The organism is Actinacidiphila glaucinigra, from assembly GCF_900188405.1.
Lineage (GTDB): Bacteria > Actinomycetota > Actinomycetes > Streptomycetales > Streptomycetaceae > Actinacidiphila > Actinacidiphila glaucinigra.
The window spans coordinates 114,945-129,748 of the sequence record NZ_FZOF01000008.1 but is presented as its reverse complement, the minus strand read 5'-3'; the positions used below and the strand labels follow the sequence as shown (position 1 = coordinate 129,748).

The following is a 14,804-nucleotide window of genomic DNA, read 5'->3' as shown; positions in this document are numbered from 1 at the left end:
GTGGATGTATGCGCAGTGAAGCCGACTGGGCGCGGGCGGTGTTCGGGTTGTTGCGATTCGCGGTCGAAACGTTATGAACAGAAGGACCGGCCATGTCAAAAGACACAGCCGGTCCTTTCGTGAAGTGGCAAGCTGGAACGCTTACTTGAGACGAGCGAGCAACGCGTGTTCGACGAGCGTGATGAGCGCGCTCTTCGCCTCGGCCCGGTGCCGGGCGTCGGTGATGATGATGGGCGCGTCCGGGCCGATCTGCAGCGCCTCCCGGACCTCGTCGGGCGTGTACGGCTGGTGCCCGTCGAAGCCGTTGAGCGCGATGACGAACGGCAGGCCGCTGTTCTCGAAGTAGTCGACGGCCGGGAAGCAGTCCGCCAGCCGGCGGGTGTCGACCAGGACGACGGCGCCGATGGCACCGCGGACCAGGTCGTCCCACATGAACCAGAAGCGGTCCTGGCCCGGCGTACCGAACAGGTACAGGATCAGGTCGTCGTCGAGCGTGATACGACCGAAGTCCATCGCCACGGTCGTCGTGGTCTTGTCGGCCACGTGCGTCAGATCGTCCACGCCCGCGGACGCCGAGGTCATCACGGCCTCCGTGCGGAGCGGGTTGATCTCCGAGACCGCTCCGACGAACGTGGTCTTGCCCACGCCGAAGCCACCCGCCACCACGATCTTCGCCGAGGTGGTGGACCGGGCCGCGGGCGGCGCACCGTACGCCGCCTGCTGCCCCGGCCTAGAGCTTGCGAAGTCCACTGAGCACCCTTTCGAGCAGTGTCACATCAGGCTGTCCGCCGGCCTCGCCGCTGCTCGGCTGGTGGATGGCGACCATACCGGCCTCAGCCAGGTCGGCCACCAGAATCCGGGCCACCCCCAGCGGGATCCCCAGCAGTGCGGAGATCTCGGCGACCGACTTGATCTCCATGCACAGGTGGCAGATGCGCTGGTGTTCGGGGAGTAGCCCCTGGAAGGCACTCGCGTCCGCGGTGGTGCTGACCAGCGCCTCGATGGCGAGCTGGTAGCGGGGCCGGGTGCGACCACCGGTCATGGCGTACGGCCGCACCAGCGGCTGGTCGCCTTCGTCCCCGTACGGCGCATGGTGGGGCGCGCCGTACGGGCCGGGCGAGGCGGGCGGCGGGGTCATGAATGGTCCTCCGGGTAAGAGCGGACGCGTGTCGCGAGTAGTCATGGGGCGTGCATTCGGCCGGGCTCCGGAGAGCTCAGCCCATCAGGCTGCCTTGGAGTTCTGCGCGCAGGTCGGGGGTGAGAACGGCGCCCGCTCGGTCGACGAGCAGGGCCATCTCGTAGCCCACGAGGCCGATGTCGCACTCGGGGTGCGCCAGTACGGCGAGTGAGGATCCGTCCGAGACCGACATCAGGAGGAGGAAGCCGCGCTCCATCTCCACGACGGTCTGGTTGACGCTGCCGCCCTCGAAGATGCGGGACGCGCCCGCGGTCAGCGAGGTGAGGCCGGAGGCCACCGCGGCCAGCTGGTCGGCGCGGTCACGGGGGAAGCCCTCGGACATGGCCAGCAGCAGGCCGTCGGCGGATACGACCACGGTGTGGGACACCCCGGGGGTGTTGTCCACGAAGTTGGTGATCAACCAGTTCAGATTCTGTGCCGCCTGGCTCATCTGACTCAACTAACGCTCCTGCTGGTGAGTGGTGCCAAAGCCGCGGCCGTCGGTCGTTCCCGTACCGGCCTGGCGGCCCTGCTGGATACCGCGACGGAGGTTGGTCAGGCGTCCGCGCACGTCGTCGGGCGCCCGCGAGATCTGCGGACCGCCCTGTGGGGCTTGCTGGGGAGCACCGGCTCCCGGGACGAGGTTGGCCTTGGGGACCCGCCGCGGCAGACCGGACGGGGTGACCCCGCCGGCAGACGGCTGGCGCACCTGGCCGGCGCGCTCCCACACCTCGTCGTTCGGCGAGGACCGCCACGCCGCCGATTCGCGGCGCGGAGGCTGCGGCGGCTGCGCGGGCTGTGCCGGGTGCGCGGGCGGCGCGGGGTACTCGGCGCGGGCCCGCTGCGGCTGCTGCTGGTGGGGCTGCTGCTGCGGCGCGGGCTGCTGCGGGCGCTGCGGCGGCCGGGTGGGCGCGCCGACGCTCTGGCCGTTGCCGTTCTGCTGCGCCGGGACCGGGCCGCTCTCGACGTGCACCTGCTGCATGCGCTCCGCACGACCGGTACGGAACCAGTCCGACTCGAGGGAGTCGAAGATCGGGCTGGACTCGTCCGCGCGCATCGGGGCCGGGGGCAGCGCCATCGGCTCGCTGACGGGCGGCAGCGGCTGCCGCTCGGCCTGCGGGGCCGCGGGACGCTGCTGCTGGTGACCGCCACCGGGGCCCTGGGCGTAGCTCGCGGAGTGCCGCGGGCCCTGCGGGGCCGCCGGAGCGGGCGGCGGGGTCTCCGGCGCCTGCGGGTACTGAGGTGCCTGCGGGTACTGCGGTGCCTGGGGCGCAGCGGGGCGCTGGAAGACGTCGCTGCGGGTGAACTGGCCCTGCTGCTGCGGGACCTGGCCACCGTGCTGCGGCATCTGCGGAGCCTGCGGCATCTGCGGGGCCTGCGGCATCTGGGGGGCCTGCGGCATCTGCGGGGCCTGGGGGCCGCCGTACGCCTGCGGCGCGTGCGGCATCGCGTTGAAGTCCGGGCGCTCGAACTGCGCCGTGGACTCCAGGTCCTCGTGACCGCGCGGCATGTCCGCCTCGGGACCGTGCGCCGCACCCATCGGCTGCGGGGCCGCCGGACGCTGCGGGGGAGCCGCGGGCCGCTGAGGTTGCTGCGGCTGCTGCGGCCGGCCCTGGCCGCCGGGGACCTGCTCGTTGGCCCAGCTCGGGCCCGAGCGCTGCGGGCCGGGACCCGCCGGAGCGCCGGGGCCGCCCGGACGGCCGCCCTGCGGGCCCATGCCGGGCCCGGAGTTGAGGGCCGGACGCGACGCGGAACCGGACACCTGGCCGCGCTGGCCGCTGCGGTGCATGCCGGCCAGTCCCGTACCGCCGCCGCCCATCGCGGGGGCGGGCGCGCCCGGAGCCGCGCCGGGGGCACCGCCGGGCTGCTGGCCGCGGTTGCCCGCGCCGGGCTGCGGCTTGGCGCCGCCCTGGGTGACGTCCACCGGCAGCATGACGAGCGCGGTGGTGCCGCCCGAGTCGGACGGACGCAGCTGGATCCGGATGCCGTGTCGCAGGGACAGGCGGCCGACCACGAACAGACCCATGCGGCGGGAGACGGAGACGTCCACCGTCGGCGGGTTCGCGAGCCGCTCGTTGATGTCGGCGAGGTCCTCCGGGGAGAGGCCGATGCCGGTGTCGTGGATCTCGATCAGCACGCGGCCGTCGGGCAGCGCGTGACCGGTGACCCGCACCTTGGTCTGCGGGGAGGAGAACGAGGTCGCGTTCTCCAGCAGCTCTGCGAGCAGGTGGACGAGGTCGTTGACGACGCGGCCGGTGACCTCGACCGCCGGCACCGAGGTGAGCTCGATGCGCTCGTACTGCTCCACCTCGGAGGCGGCGGCGCGCAGGACGTCGACCAGCGGGACCGGGCGGGTCCAGCGGCGGCCGGGCTCCTCGCCCGCGAGGACGAGGAGGTTTTCGCCGTTCCGGCGCATACGGGTCGCGAGGTGGTCGAGCTTGAAGAGGCTGGACAGCTGGTCCGGGTCGGCCTCGCGGGACTCCAGTTCGGAGATCAGGCTCAGCTGGCGCTGGATCAGGCCCTGGCTGCGGCGCGAGAGGTTGGTGAACATCGCGTTGACGTTCCCTCGCAGCAGCGCCTGCTCGGCGGCGAGACGGACCGCCTCGCGGTGGACCTCGTCGAACGCGCGGGCCACCTGGCCGATTTCGTCGCGGGTGTGGATGCCGATCGACTCGACCGAGGTGTCGACGTCCTGCGGGTCGGACTCGGAGAGCTGCTTGACCAGCTCGGGCAGTCGCTTCTGGGCGACTTCCTGGGCGGTGTCCTGCAGCCGGCGCAGCGAGCGGACCATCGACCGGGCGACGACGAAGGCGCCGACGACCGAGATACCGAGCACGAGGAGGATCAGCGCACCGCTGAGGATCGCCTCTTGCTGGGCCTCGTCTCGCAGCGTCAGGGCCTTCTGCTGCATCTGCTGCAGCAGGGTCTGCTCGATCTGGCCCATGACCTGGAGCTTGGTCTTGGCGTCGTCGTCCCAGTCCAGGTACGAGGTGTCCTTGAAGTTCTGGATGCTGGACTCGGAGGCCGTGATGCGCTCGACCTGCTGGTCGACCTTGGTGACGATGTCGTTGCCGCCGTTGAGGCCCTTGAGCAGGTCCCCGGCGTTCGCCTGGCCGTAGATCTGGCCGAACTGCTTCAGCTCCGTGTTCTCGGAGCGGTGGACGCTCGAGAGGTAACGGAAGTCGGCGGCGCTGAGCGTGCGGTTGTCGGCGAGCGCGGCACTGACCACGGCGCGCTGGATGGAGTCGTACTCCTTGGCAGCCGAGAAGGCCGCCAGCGCGCGGGTGCTCGCGATCATCTCCGGGTTGCCGGTCGCCTCGGCCAGTTCCTGGGAGAGGTCGATCAGCGACTGGATGATGTTGTTGTAGTCGCTGACGGTCTGCGAGATGTAGCCGTCTTCCTCGTACGCGTTCTCGCGGATCGTGTTCAGCTCTTGGAGATTACGAGAGATCACGGACAGCGAGGCGTTGACGCCCGTGAGGTCCGGCGAGACCTCGTTCGCGGCGGTGTTGTAGGCCGTGCGTGCCAGCTTGGTCTTCGCCTGGGAGGCCTTGATGTTGTCGTCGTTGACGTCCCGGGGCGTGCTGGACAGCGGCCCGGCCGCGGCGTCCCGCTCCTCCTGGAGCGCGGCGGCGAGCTTGGTCGCCTGCTCCGTGAGGTCGGTCAGCGAGGTCATGGCCTCCAGTTGCTGCACGTTCTCCAGCGAGCTCTGGATGCGGAGCGCACCCAGCGTGGTCGCGGCGACCACCGGCAGCGCGAGCAGCGACACCAGACGGGTGCTGATGCGCCAGTTGCGCATGGCTATTCGAGAGCCGTGCTTCGGGCCGGTGCGCACACCGATTCCCGGCGTGACGTCGCTCTGCGCGCCCGCGGTTCCGGCGTCTGCGGTTTCATCCCGGCGGGCGGGACCGTGTTCGGTCCCACCGCGCTGCTCCGGGTCGCCCGCAGCGCCGCCATCCCTCTTGAAACGTCCCTGCACTAGCGTCGCAACCTCTGGACCAGGCGTCCCCCGCACGGGCGGCAGGACGGTGTCGAGTCTTCGGAGTACCGCCCCCCGGCGGAATACCCATTGGCCGCCGCCGCTCGGCGATCGCACGCTCCCCCCTGCGCGCCGGCATCTGTTGATACGGCGGTCCGGGGAATTCCAGCACAGTGCCGGACGTCCAACAAGGGCCGACATGTTTCGAGTGGAATACGTGACTCAGCGCGTCCGGTGGATCACGCGGTGTCGGTCCCCTTTCGGATTTCTTCCGGCAATCCGGGCTTTCTCCAGGGGGGTTGGGGTCCCCCGTCCGGCGCCCGGCTGCTGCCAACCGGGGGTGAAGAGTCCGGATCGGCCGTGATGTCGGATTGGGGGGCATCGGCCGGCCGACCGATTCGCCCCTCTTGTCCCGGCCTTCGTGAGGAAAATCACAGGCCGTCAGTTGTATTGGGCATCCGGATCGGGGAACAGGCGCCGATAGATTGACGTTTGACACAGCCGTGTATTACGTCAACCGCGCCTTGCGGGGCGCCCGGTACAACACGAGGTTCTGACCGGCCCATGAAGACGACCATGATCATGCGACCCATAGCCAACCCGCGCCGTACCACCCTCGCGCACCTGACGGACGCCGAGGACGCGCGGACCGCAGAGGTCGCGCCGGCCGTCGAGGGCGCGGAGGCCGTCGTGCTGCCCCGGCAGACCGCCAACCCCCGCCGTACCGTCCTGACGGAGCTGCCGACCGCCTGAGGCGCGGCTCGGCGGGCGGGGCCGGGAGCCACCCCCGGGATAACCTGGAGCGTCAGTCTCCGGCCAGTGAGGTGAGCTGCTTCCCGTGCGCATCGCCAGGTTCTCCATCGACGGCAATGTCGCCTTCGGCGTCGTCGAAGGCGACGAGTCCGTCCCGGACGGACTCGTCCTCGACATCATCAAGGGCATCCCGTTCGCCGAGTACGAGCGCTCCGGCACCAAGGTGCCGCTGAGCAAGGTCCGGCTGTTGCCGCCGGTGCTCCCCAGCAAGGTCGTCGCGATCGGCCGGAACTACGCCGAGCACGCCGCCGAGCTGGGCAACGAGGTGCCGGAGGTCCCGGTCGCCTTCTTCAAGCCGTCCACCTCGGTGATCGGCCCCGGCGACCCCATCGTGTACCCCTCCTTCTCGCAGGAGGTGCACCACGAGGCCGAGCTCGCCGTCGTCATCGGCCGGATGTGCCGCGAGGTCCCCCGCGAGCGGGTCGCCGAGGTCGTCCTCGGCTACACCTGCGCCAACGACGTCACCGCGCGGGACGCCCAGAAGGCCGAGAAGCAGTGGGCGCGCGCCAAGGGCTTCGACTCCTCGTGCCCCATCGGCCCCTGGATCGAGACCGGCCTCGACCTCGCCGCCGCGAACGACCTCGCCGTCACCGCGACCGTCAACGGCGACCTCCGCCAGTCCGGCCGCACGAGCCAGATGATCCGCTCCATCGAGGACCTGATCGTCCACATCACCGAGGCCATGACGCTGCTCCCGGGCGACGTCGTCCTCACCGGCACTCCGGCGGGCGTCGGCCCGCTCCACGTCGGCGACGAGGTCGCCGTCTCCATCGAAGGCATCGGCACTCTCACCAACAAGGTGATCAAGCGTGACTAGCGCAGCTCCCGTACGCGTACGTTTCTGCCCCTCGCCGACCGGCAACCCCCACGTGGGCCTGGTCCGCACCGCCCTGTTCAACTGGGCGTTCGCCCGCCACCACCAGGGCGCCCTGGTCTTCCGCATCGAGGACACCGACGCCGCCCGCGACTCGGAGGAGTCGTACGAGCAGCTGCTGCAGGCCATGCGCTGGCTCGGCTTCGACTGGGACGAGGGCCCCGAGGTCGGCGGCCCGCACGCGCCGTACCGGCAGTCGCAGCGCATGGACGTCTACCGGGACGTCGCCGCGAAGCTGCTGGAGTCCGGCCACGCGTACAAGTGCTACTGCACCACCGAGGAGCTCGACGAGCGCCGCGAGGCCGCCCGTGCCGCCGGCCGCCCCTCGGGCTACGACGGCCACTGCCGCGACCTCACCGCCGAGCAGGTCGACGCGTACGAGCGCGAGGGCCGTGAGCCCATCGTCCGCTTCCGCATGCCCGACGAGACGATCACCTTCACCGACCTGGTCCGCGGCGAGCTGACCTTCACGCCGGACAACGTGCCCGACTACGGGATCGTCCGGGCCAACGGCGCGCCGCTGTACACGCTGGTCAACCCGGTCGACGACGCGCTGATGGAGATCACGCACGTGCTGCGCGGCGAGGACCTGCTGTCCTCCACCCCGCGCCAGATCGCGCTCTACCGCGCGCTCGCCGAGATCGGCGTCGGCAACGGCACCACCCCGCACTTCGGCCACCTGCCGTACGTCATGGGCGAGGGCAACAAGAAGCTCTCCAAGCGCGACCCGCAGTCCTCCCTCAACCTCTACCGGGAGCGCGGCTTCCTCCCCGAGGGGCTGCTGAACTACCTGTCGCTGCTGGGCTGGTCGCTCTCCGCCGACCGCGACGTCTTCACCGTCGAGGAGATGGTGGCCGCCTTCGACATCGACGCGGTCAACGCCAACCCGGCGCGCTTCGACCTCAAGAAGGCCGAGTCGATCAACGGCGACCACATCCGCCTGCTGGACGTGAAGGCGTTCGTCGAGGCCTGCGGCCCGTGGCTGAAGGCCCCGTTCGCGCCCTGGGCGCCCGAGGCGTTCGACCAGGCCGCCTTCGAGGCGATCGCGCCGCACGCGCAGACCCGTCTGACGGTGCTCTCCGACATCACCGACAACGTCGACTTCCTCTTCCTCGACACGCCGGTGGAGGACGAGGCGTCCTGGCAGAAGGCGATGAAGGACCCGGCCGCCGCCTCGGCGCTGCTGACCACCGCCCGGGAGAACCTGGCGGCCGCCGACTGGAACGCCGAGGCGCTCAAGGACGCCGTGCTCGCCGCCGGCGAGACCCACGGCCTCAAGCTCGGCAAGGCCCAGGCGCCGGTCCGGGTCGCCGTCACCGGCCGCACCGTCGGGCTGCCGCTCTTCGAGTCCCTCGAAGTGCTCGGCCGTGAGCGCACCCTGGCCCGCGTCGACGCCACCCTGGCGAAGCTGGCCGGCTGACCGAGGTAGGCCTATCCGCCCCGGGCACCTTGCCAGGAGCCCGGGGCGGCACGCTTCCCGGACCACGTCATGCGCCGCAGGACCCGGCCCCCGATTCCCCCGCTGCCCCAGCGCCGCGGGGTCGATCCCGTACGCGTGCGGCTGCCCGGCACCGGGACCTGGGCGACGGTCCGCGACCACCTGGTGGACCGTCTCGGCGCGGCGGTGCCCCCGGAGCGGGTGGACGCCATGTTCGCGGCGGGGGAGGTGCACGGGAGCGACGGCCCGCTCGAACCCGACGCCGCCTACCGCCCGGGCGGCCACGTCTGGTTCCACCGGGAGCTGCCGGCGGAGGTCCCGGTGCCCTTCGGGATCGAGGTGCTCCACCGGGACGACCGGCTGCTCGTCGTCGACAAGCCGCACTTCCTCGCCACCATGCCGCGTGGCGTCCACGTCGTGGAGACGGCGCTGAGCCGGCTGCGCCACGACCTCGCGCTGCCCGAGCTCAGCCCGGCCCACCGGCTCGACCGGCTGACGGCGGGCGTGGTGATGTTCGTGATCCGCCCCGAGCTGCGCGGCGCCTACCAGACGATCTTCCGCGACCGGCTGGTGCGCAAGGAGTACGAGGCCGTGGCCCGGCACGACCCCGCCCTGGCGCTGCCGCGCACGGTGGAGAGCCGGATCGTCAAGGAGCGCGGCGAGATGGCGGCCCGCGAGGTCCCCGGCGAACCCAACGCCCGCAGCCACGTGGAACTGCTGGAGCACCGCGACGGGCTGGCCCGCTACCGGCTCCGCCCCGAGACCGGCCGCACCCACCAGTTGCGGGTGCACATGAACGCCCTGGGGGTGCCGATCCTCGGCGACCCCGTCTATCCGCACGTCCTGCCGCCGTTCGCGCCCGGCGACTTCACCCGCCCGCTGCGGCTGCTGGCCCGGGTGCTGGAGTTCGACGACCCCGTGACGGGTGACCGGCGCCGTTTCGAGAGCCGCCGGACGCTGTTCACCCGGTGGCAGCCGGGCCCCGGCGCCCCGGACGGAGCACCGGGTTAGAGTCGGCATATGCCGATCCGCGCCGTGCTCTGGGACATCGACGACACGATCTTCGACTACTCGGGTGCCGAGCGGACCGGCGCGCTGCGTCACCTCGAGGCCGAGGGCCTGCTCGGTGCGTTCGGCGGCGAGGAGCGGGCGCTGGGCACCTGGCGCGAGGTGATGGAGACGCACTACGCGCGCTTCCTCACCGGGGAGCTGGACTTCACCGAGCACCGCAGGGAGCGTGTCCGGGCCTTCCTGGGACCCTCGGTGAGCGACTCCGCGGCCGACGCCTGGTTCGCCGCCTACTACGTGCACTTCGAGGCCGCATGGTCGGTCTTCCCCGACGTGGTGCCGGCGCTGGACGCCCTCACCCCCGGCTACCGGCACGGCCTGCTCTCCAACTCCAGCACCGCCCACCAGGAGCGCAAGCTCACCCGGCTGGGGCTGCGCGACCGCTTCGAGTGCCTGGTGTGCTCGCAGGAACTGGGACACGCCAAGCCCGCCCCGGAGGCCTTCCTGGGAGCGTGCGAGGCCCTGGGACTGCCTCCGGAGGAGGTCGCCTACGTCGGCGACAAGGCCGACACCGACGCGCGCGGCGCCGACGCGGCGGGCCTGTACGGGGTGTGGCTGGACCGTACGGGTTCCGTCACCGCGCCGGACCTGCGGCGGATCACCGGGCTCGCGGAGCTGCCCGCACTTCTGGCGGCGGATACTCGTTTTGGAGCCCCGTCACCGATCGGGTAATGTTCTTCCTGCGCCGCCCGGGCGGGCCGAAATGGCCGGTACGGGGAGCGCGGCCAAACAAAACCCCCTGCGGGGGGTTGAGTTTTGGTGGGGTATGGTGTAATTGGCAGCACGACTGATTCTGGTTCAGTTAGTCTAGGTTCGAGTCCTGGTACCCCAGCGCAGATCTTCTGCAAAGCCCCCGTTGTGTAGCGGCCTAGCACGCTGCCCTCTCAAGGCAGTAGCGCCGGTTCGAATCCGGTCGGGGGTACTGATCTCTCTCGCAGGGATCGCTAGGGCCCCCGTTGTGTAGCGGCCTAGCACGCCGCCCTCTCAAGGCGGTAGCGCCGGTTCGAATCCGGTCGGGGGTACTTGACACACCATGGGGTATGGTGTAATTGGCAGCACGAGTGATTCTGGTTCATTTAGTCTAGGTTCGAGTCCTGGTACCCCAGCGCATTTCCTCAAGGCTTGCCCCCGTTGTGTAGCGGCCTAGCACGCCGCCCTCTCAAGGCGGTAGCGCCGGTTCGAATCCGGTCGGGGGTACAACGAGGGGAGGCCCTCCGCTTCGGCGGGGGGCCTCTTCCGTTTTCCCCGTTCCCCTCCCCGGTGCCTTCCCCGTTCCCGGCGGCCGGGCTCACTCAACTCCGAAGCGGCGCCGGGACTCCTCGGCCTCGGCGAGCCGGCGCAGGCTCAGCAGCACCGGTTCGTACAGCACCGTGAGGGTCACGGCGGCGGCCGCCTGTTCCAGCGGGGTGTCGTAGGTCTCGACCAGATCCAGGTCGTGGACGGCCTGTTGGGCGGCGAGCCGCGCGTAGGGCGCCAAGTGCCGTGCGCTGCTGGGGTATCCGAGGCGGGTCAGGGCGGCGACCGCCGTCACGAGCATCCGGTACGCGGGGGAGGGGCCGTACTTCTCGCCGCCGTGGCTCCAGCCGAGTTCGGCCATCAGCCCGTCCACCTCGCGGCGGGCCGTCCCGGTCGCCGGGTCGTCCTCGTCGGGGTCCGGGCCGTGCGGCAGGGCGAAGGTGGCGGCGCCGAGCCGCATGTGCTGGTTGAGCGAGTCGTCCTCCACCGCGGCGAGCACCTCGCGGGCGGTGGCCACCGGCACCTTGCCGACCTGGATCAGCGCCCGGACGAACCGCAGCCGGCGCAGGTGCTCCTCTCCGTACTCGGACTGCGTGGCCGTGACGCGACGGCCCGGCGGGAGCAGGCCCTCGCGCAGGTAGTACTTGATCGTGGCCGTGGCCACGCCGCTGCGTTCACTCAGTTCCGCCAGTCGCATTCCCTTGCGCCCTCCATTGGATAGTGGCACTATCTAAGCATGGATAGTTCCACTATCCAACACGACCGACAGGGGGCTCCTCATGTCCGCGCAGGTGATTCCGGGCCGCAACACCGCCGCCGCCGAGGGCGGCATCGTCGTGTTCCTCATCGGGATGCGGATCAACCGCTTCCTGGCATTCGGCAGCTGGCTCCCGGTGTTCCGTGCCATGCCGCGCATGCTGCGCGAGCTGTCGCAGGACGACGGGAGCGGGTTCCTGGGATACCGGCTGCTGTTCGGCGGGCCCCGGGTGATCTACGTCGTCCAGTACTGGAGGTCCACGGAGCAGCTCTTCGCGTACGCCTCCCAGCAGGACAAGCAGCACCGGCCCGCGTGGGCGGCGTTCAACCGCCGCGCGCGGGCCGGCAAGGGCAGGGTGGGCTTCTGGCACGAGACGTACGCCGCGCCGGCGGGCGCCTACGAGTCCGTCTACGTCGACATGCCCGCCTTCGGGCTGGGCGCCGCGACGGGCGTCGTCCCGGTGGGACGCCGCGGTGAGACGGCGGCGCAGCGGCTGAAGGCGGGCGAGGAGCGGGCGGCCTGAGGCCGGCGCTCGGGGCTCAGCCGCTGCGGCGCAGCGCCTCGGACAGGCGGCCGGCGGCGTCCACGACGGCCTGGGCGTGCATGCGCCCGGGGTGCCGGGTGAGCCGCTCGATCGGGCCGGAGACGGACACCGCCGCCACCACGCGGTTGGACGGGCCGCGCACCGGGGCCGAGACGGAGGCCACACCCGGTTCCCGCTCGCCGATCGACTGGGCCCAGCCGCGGCGCCGTACGCCGGAGAGCGCGGTGGCGGTGAAGCGGGCCCCCTGCAGCCCGCGGTGGAGCCGCTCCGGCTCCTCCCAGGCGAGCAGGACCTGGGCGGCGGAGCCGGCCTTCATCGGCAGCGTCGAGCCGACCGGGACGGTGTCCCGCAGTCCGGACAGCCGCTCGGCGGCGGCCACGCAGATGCGCATGTCGCCCTGGCGGCGATAGAGCTGGGCGCTCTCGCCTGTCACGTCGCGCAGGTGCGTGAGCACCGGCCCGGCGGTGGCCAGCAGGCGGTCCTCGCCCGCCGCGGCGGCCAGTTCGGACAGCCGCGGGCCGAGGATGAAGCGCCCCTGCATGTCGCGGGCCACCATCCGGTGGTGCTCCAGGGCGACGGCGAGGCGGTGCGCGGTGGGGCGGGCGAGACCCGTGGCGCCCACGAGCCCGGCCAGGGTGGCCGGGCCGGACTCCAGTGCGCTGAGCACCAGAGCCGCCTTGTCGAGAACGCCGACGCCACTACTGTTGTCCATGCAACGATACTCGCGTCTCACTCTGTGAAACGCAAGTTCAATTTTCCGGCGGACGCGGCACGCTGGAATGCACAGGCCCGCTGCGGCCACTCCCCACAAGGGCGCGGACACACAGGGCAACGACGAACAGGCCGGCAGAGCGGCCGGTCGGAGGGAATGCGATGGCAAGGACACTCGCGGAAAAGGTCTGGGAGGATCACGTCGTACGGCGCGCCGAGGGCGAGCCCGACCTCCTCTTCATCGACCTGCACCTGCTCCACGAGGTCACCAGCCCGCAGGCCTTCGACGGTCTGCGGATGAACGGCCGCCCGGTGCGCCGGCTGGACCTCACCATCGCGACCGAGGACCACAACACCCCCACCCTCGACATCGACAAGCCGATCGCCGACCCGGTCTCGCGCACGCAGCTGGAGACGCTGCGCAAGAACTGCGCCGAGTTCGGGGTGCGGCTGCACCCGCTGGGCGACGTCGAGCAGGGAGTCGTGCACGTCGTCGGTCCGCAGCTGGGCCTGACCCAGCCGGGCATGACGGTCGTCTGCGGCGACAGCCACACCTCTACCCACGGTGCCTTCGGCGCGCTGGCGTTCGGCATCGGCACCAGCCAGGTCGAGCATGTGCTGGCCACCCAGACCCTGCCGCTCGCCCCGTTCAAGACCATGGCGATCACCGTCGACGGCGAGCTGCCCGGGGGCGTCACCGCCAAGGACCTGATCCTGGCGATCATCGCCAGGATCGGCACCGGCGGCGGCCAGGGCTACGTCATCGAGTACCGCGGCTCGGCCATCGAGAAGCTCTCGATGGAGGCCCGGATGACCATCTGCAACATGTCGATCGAGGCGGGCGCCCGGGCCGGCATGATCGCCCCCGACCGGACCACCTTCGACTACCTGCAGGGCCGTCCGCACGCCCCGCAGGGCGAGGACTGGGACGCCGCCGTCGCGTACTGGAAGACGCTCAGGACCGACGAGGACGCCGTCTTCGACCACGAGGTCGTCATCGACGCCGCCTCGCTGTCCCCGTTCGTGACCTGGGGCACCAACCCCGGCCAGGGCGCCCCGCTGAGCGCCTCCGTGCCGGACCCGGCCGGCTTCGAGGACCCCAGCGACCGCCTGGCCGCCGAGAAGGCCCTGGAGTACATGGCCCTGGAGCCCGGTACGCCGCTGCGCGAGGTGAAGGTCGACACCGTCTTCGTCGGCTCCTGCACCAACGGCCGCATCGAGGACCTGCGCTCCGCCGCCTCCGTCGTCAAGGGCCGCAGGATCGCCGACGGCGTGCGGATGCTGGTCGTGCCCGGCTCGGTCCGGGTGGCGCTGCAGGCCGTGGAGGAGGGTCTGGACAAGGTCTTCAAGGAGGCCGGCGCCGAGTGGCGGCACGCGGGCTGCTCGATGTGCCTGGGCATGAACCCCGACCAACTGGCCCCCGGTGAGCGCTCCGCGTCCACCTCCAACCGCAACTTCGAGGGACGGCAGGGCAAGGGCGGCCGCACCCACCTGGTGTCGCCGCAGGTCGCGGCCGCGACCGCGGTCACCGGCCGCCTCTCGTCCCCCGCCGATCTGCCCGGCGCAGCCGTCCTGGAGGCCTGAGAACGATGGAAGCTTTCACCACGCACACCGGCCGCGCCGTGCCGCTGCGCCGCAGCAACGCCGACACGGACCAGATCATCCCGGCGCACTGGCTGAAGAAGGTCACCCGCAACGGCTTCGAGGACGGCCTGTTCGAGGCTTGGCGCAAGGACCCCGAGTTCGTCCTCAACCGGCCCGAGCGCCAGGGGGCGACCGTCCTGGTCGCCGGCCCGGACTTCGGCACCGGCTCCTCCCGCGAGCACGCGGTGTGGGCCCTGCAGAACTACGGTTTCAAGGCCGTCATCTCCTCCCGTTTCGCCGACATCTTCCGCGGCAACTCGTTGAAGAACGGCCTGCTCACCGTGATCCTGCCGCAGGAGACGGTCGAGGAGCTCTGGCAGCTGACCGAGGCGGACCCGACGATCGAGATCACCGTCGACCTTCAGGCCCGCGAGGTCCGCGCCGAGGGGATCACCGCCCCCTTCGAACTGGACGACAACGCCCGCTGGCGGCTGCTCAACGGCCTGGACGACATCAGCCTCACCCTGCAGAACGAGGCCGACATCGCCGCCTACGAGGCCGAGCGCCCCTCCTACAAGCCGCAGACCCTGCAGGTCTGAGAGCTCCAGCGGCCCCGCGGCCGC

14 protein-coding genes and 5 tRNA genes are annotated in these 14,804 nt (G+C 71.3%); 13 read left to right on the top strand and 6 right to left on the bottom strand.

Annotation, left to right across the window (positions count from 1 at the left end; translation table 11 throughout):
- Positions 1-141 precede the first annotated feature (141 nt).
- The 4 genes from CHF15_RS18800 to CHF15_RS18785 all read right to left on the bottom strand — a co-directional run bounded on the left by CHF15_RS18800 (position 142) and on the right by CHF15_RS18785 (position 5,156).
- On the bottom strand, positions 142-750 hold the full coding sequence (locus CHF15_RS18800) for a GTP-binding protein (protein ID WP_078620110.1): 609 nt from the start codon (positions 748-750) through the stop codon (positions 142-144).
- Entirely contained in the window at positions 731-1,138 is a 408-nt protein-coding gene (locus CHF15_RS18795) for a DUF742 domain-containing protein (protein ID WP_089224990.1), read from the bottom strand. The genes CHF15_RS18800 and CHF15_RS18795 overlap by 20 nt, the downstream gene beginning before the upstream one ends.
- A 76-nt stretch (positions 1,139-1,214) precedes the next feature.
- The gene (locus tag CHF15_RS18790) at positions 1,215-1,628 is read right to left on the bottom strand and encodes a roadblock/LC7 domain-containing protein (protein ID WP_018562063.1); all 414 of its coding nucleotides are present in this window, start codon (positions 1,626-1,628) and stop codon (positions 1,215-1,217) included.
- A 9-nt stretch (positions 1,629-1,637) separates the two neighbouring features.
- A complete protein-coding gene (locus CHF15_RS18785) occupies positions 1,638-5,156 on the bottom strand; it encodes a nitrate- and nitrite sensing domain-containing protein (RefSeq protein ID WP_089224989.1) in 3,519 nt (1,172 codons plus the stop codon).
- 564 nt (positions 5,157-5,720) lie between these two features.
- On the opposite strand from CHF15_RS18785, the gene CHF15_RS18780 reads away from it, so the two are divergent.
- From CHF15_RS18780 to CHF15_RS18735, 10 genes are all read left to right on the top strand, one after another.
- Entirely contained in the window at positions 5,721-5,909 is a 189-nt protein-coding gene (locus CHF15_RS18780) for a hypothetical protein (RefSeq protein ID WP_089224988.1), read from the top strand.
- An 85-nt stretch (positions 5,910-5,994) separates the two neighbouring features.
- Positions 5,995-6,786, top strand: a complete 792-nt coding sequence (locus CHF15_RS18775; protein ID WP_089224987.1) for a fumarylacetoacetate hydrolase family protein — start codon at positions 5,995-5,997, stop codon at positions 6,784-6,786.
- The gene (gene gltX / locus CHF15_RS18770) at positions 6,779-8,263 is read left to right on the top strand and encodes a glutamate--tRNA ligase (protein ID WP_089224986.1); all 1,485 of its coding nucleotides are present in this window, start codon (positions 6,779-6,781) and stop codon (positions 8,261-8,263) included. The genes CHF15_RS18775 and gltX overlap by 8 nt, the downstream gene beginning before the upstream one ends.
- Positions 8,264-8,332: 69 nt before the next feature.
- Entirely contained in the window at positions 8,333-9,292 is a 960-nt protein-coding gene (locus CHF15_RS18765) for a pseudouridine synthase (RefSeq protein ID WP_089224985.1), read from the top strand.
- A gap of 9 nt (positions 9,293-9,301) precedes the next feature.
- Positions 9,302-10,021: an HAD family hydrolase gene (locus tag CHF15_RS18760; protein ID WP_089224984.1), complete on the top strand. Its 720-nt coding sequence runs from the start codon at positions 9,302-9,304 to the stop codon at positions 10,019-10,021.
- 88 nt (positions 10,022-10,109) lie between these two features.
- Positions 10,110-10,181, top strand: a tRNA-Gln gene (locus tag CHF15_RS18755).
- A gap of 17 nt (positions 10,182-10,198) precedes the next feature.
- Positions 10,199-10,271, top strand: a tRNA-Glu gene (locus CHF15_RS18750).
- A 27-nt stretch (positions 10,272-10,298) separates the two neighbouring features.
- Positions 10,299-10,371, top strand: a tRNA-Glu gene (locus CHF15_RS18745).
- 12 nt (positions 10,372-10,383) lie between these two features.
- Positions 10,384-10,455 (top strand) — tRNA-Gln (locus CHF15_RS18740).
- 18 nt (positions 10,456-10,473) lie between these two features.
- Positions 10,474-10,546, top strand: a tRNA-Glu gene (locus CHF15_RS18735).
- A gap of 91 nt (positions 10,547-10,637) precedes the next feature.
- On the opposite strand, the gene CHF15_RS18730 is transcribed toward CHF15_RS18735, so the two are convergent.
- Positions 10,638-11,282, bottom strand: a complete 645-nt coding sequence (locus CHF15_RS18730) for a MerR family transcriptional regulator (RefSeq protein ID WP_179279863.1) — start codon at positions 11,280-11,282, stop codon at positions 10,638-10,640.
- An 82-nt stretch (positions 11,283-11,364) separates the two neighbouring features.
- On the opposite strand from CHF15_RS18730, the gene CHF15_RS18725 reads away from it, so the two are divergent.
- Entirely contained in the window at positions 11,365-11,865 is a 501-nt protein-coding gene (locus CHF15_RS18725; protein WP_089224982.1) for a DUF4188 domain-containing protein, read from the top strand.
- Positions 11,866-11,881: 16 nt separating this feature from the next.
- Here CHF15_RS18725 and ndgR read toward each other — a convergent pair whose 3' ends face one another.
- The gene (ndgR, locus tag CHF15_RS18720; protein ID WP_089224981.1) at positions 11,882-12,598 is read right to left on the bottom strand and encodes an IclR family transcriptional regulator NdgR; all 717 of its coding nucleotides are present in this window, start codon (positions 12,596-12,598) and stop codon (positions 11,882-11,884) included.
- A gap of 161 nt (positions 12,599-12,759) precedes the next feature.
- On the opposite strand from ndgR, the gene leuC reads away from it, so the two are divergent.
- Positions 12,760-14,181 (top strand): 3-isopropylmalate dehydratase large subunit, encoded by a 1,422-nt coding sequence (gene leuC, locus CHF15_RS18715; RefSeq protein ID WP_089224980.1) that lies wholly within the window; start codon positions 12,760-12,762, stop codon positions 14,179-14,181.
- Positions 14,182-14,186: 5 nt separating this feature from the next.
- A complete protein-coding gene (gene leuD / locus CHF15_RS18710) occupies positions 14,187-14,780 on the top strand; it encodes a 3-isopropylmalate dehydratase small subunit (protein ID WP_089224979.1) in 594 nt (197 codons plus the stop codon).
- Positions 14,781-14,804 lie beyond the last annotated feature (24 nt).

Bases quoted from the DNA above. Each gene is read 5' to 3' on its own strand.
- CHF15_RS18780 (WP_089224988.1), top strand. From the start codon at position 5,721: ATGAAGACGACCATGATCATGCGACCCATAGCCAACCCGCGCCGTACC.
- CHF15_RS18765 (WP_089224985.1), top strand. From the start codon at position 8,333: ATGCGCCGCAGGACCCGGCCCCCGATTCCCCCGCTGCCCCAGCGCCGC.
- CHF15_RS18760 (WP_089224984.1), top strand. From the start codon at position 9,302: ATGCCGATCCGCGCCGTGCTCTGGGACATCGACGACACGATCTTCGAC.
- CHF15_RS18730 (WP_179279863.1), bottom strand. From the start codon at position 11,282: ATGCGACTGGCGGAACTGAGTGAACGCAGCGGCGTGGCCACGGCCACG.
- leuD (WP_089224979.1), top strand. From the start codon at position 14,187: ATGGAAGCTTTCACCACGCACACCGGCCGCGCCGTGCCGCTGCGCCGC.
- CHF15_RS18795 (WP_089224990.1), bottom strand. From the start codon at position 1,138: ATGACCCCGCCGCCCGCCTCGCCCGGCCCGTACGGCGCGCCCCACCAT.
- CHF15_RS18790 (WP_018562063.1), bottom strand. From the start codon at position 1,628: ATGAGCCAGGCGGCACAGAATCTGAACTGGTTGATCACCAACTTCGTG.
- ndgR (WP_089224981.1), bottom strand. From the start codon at position 12,598: ATGGACAACAGTAGTGGCGTCGGCGTTCTCGACAAGGCGGCTCTGGTG.
- CHF15_RS18725 (WP_089224982.1), top strand. From the start codon at position 11,365: ATGTCCGCGCAGGTGATTCCGGGCCGCAACACCGCCGCCGCCGAGGGC.
- leuC (WP_089224980.1), top strand. From the start codon at position 12,760: ATGGCAAGGACACTCGCGGAAAAGGTCTGGGAGGATCACGTCGTACGG.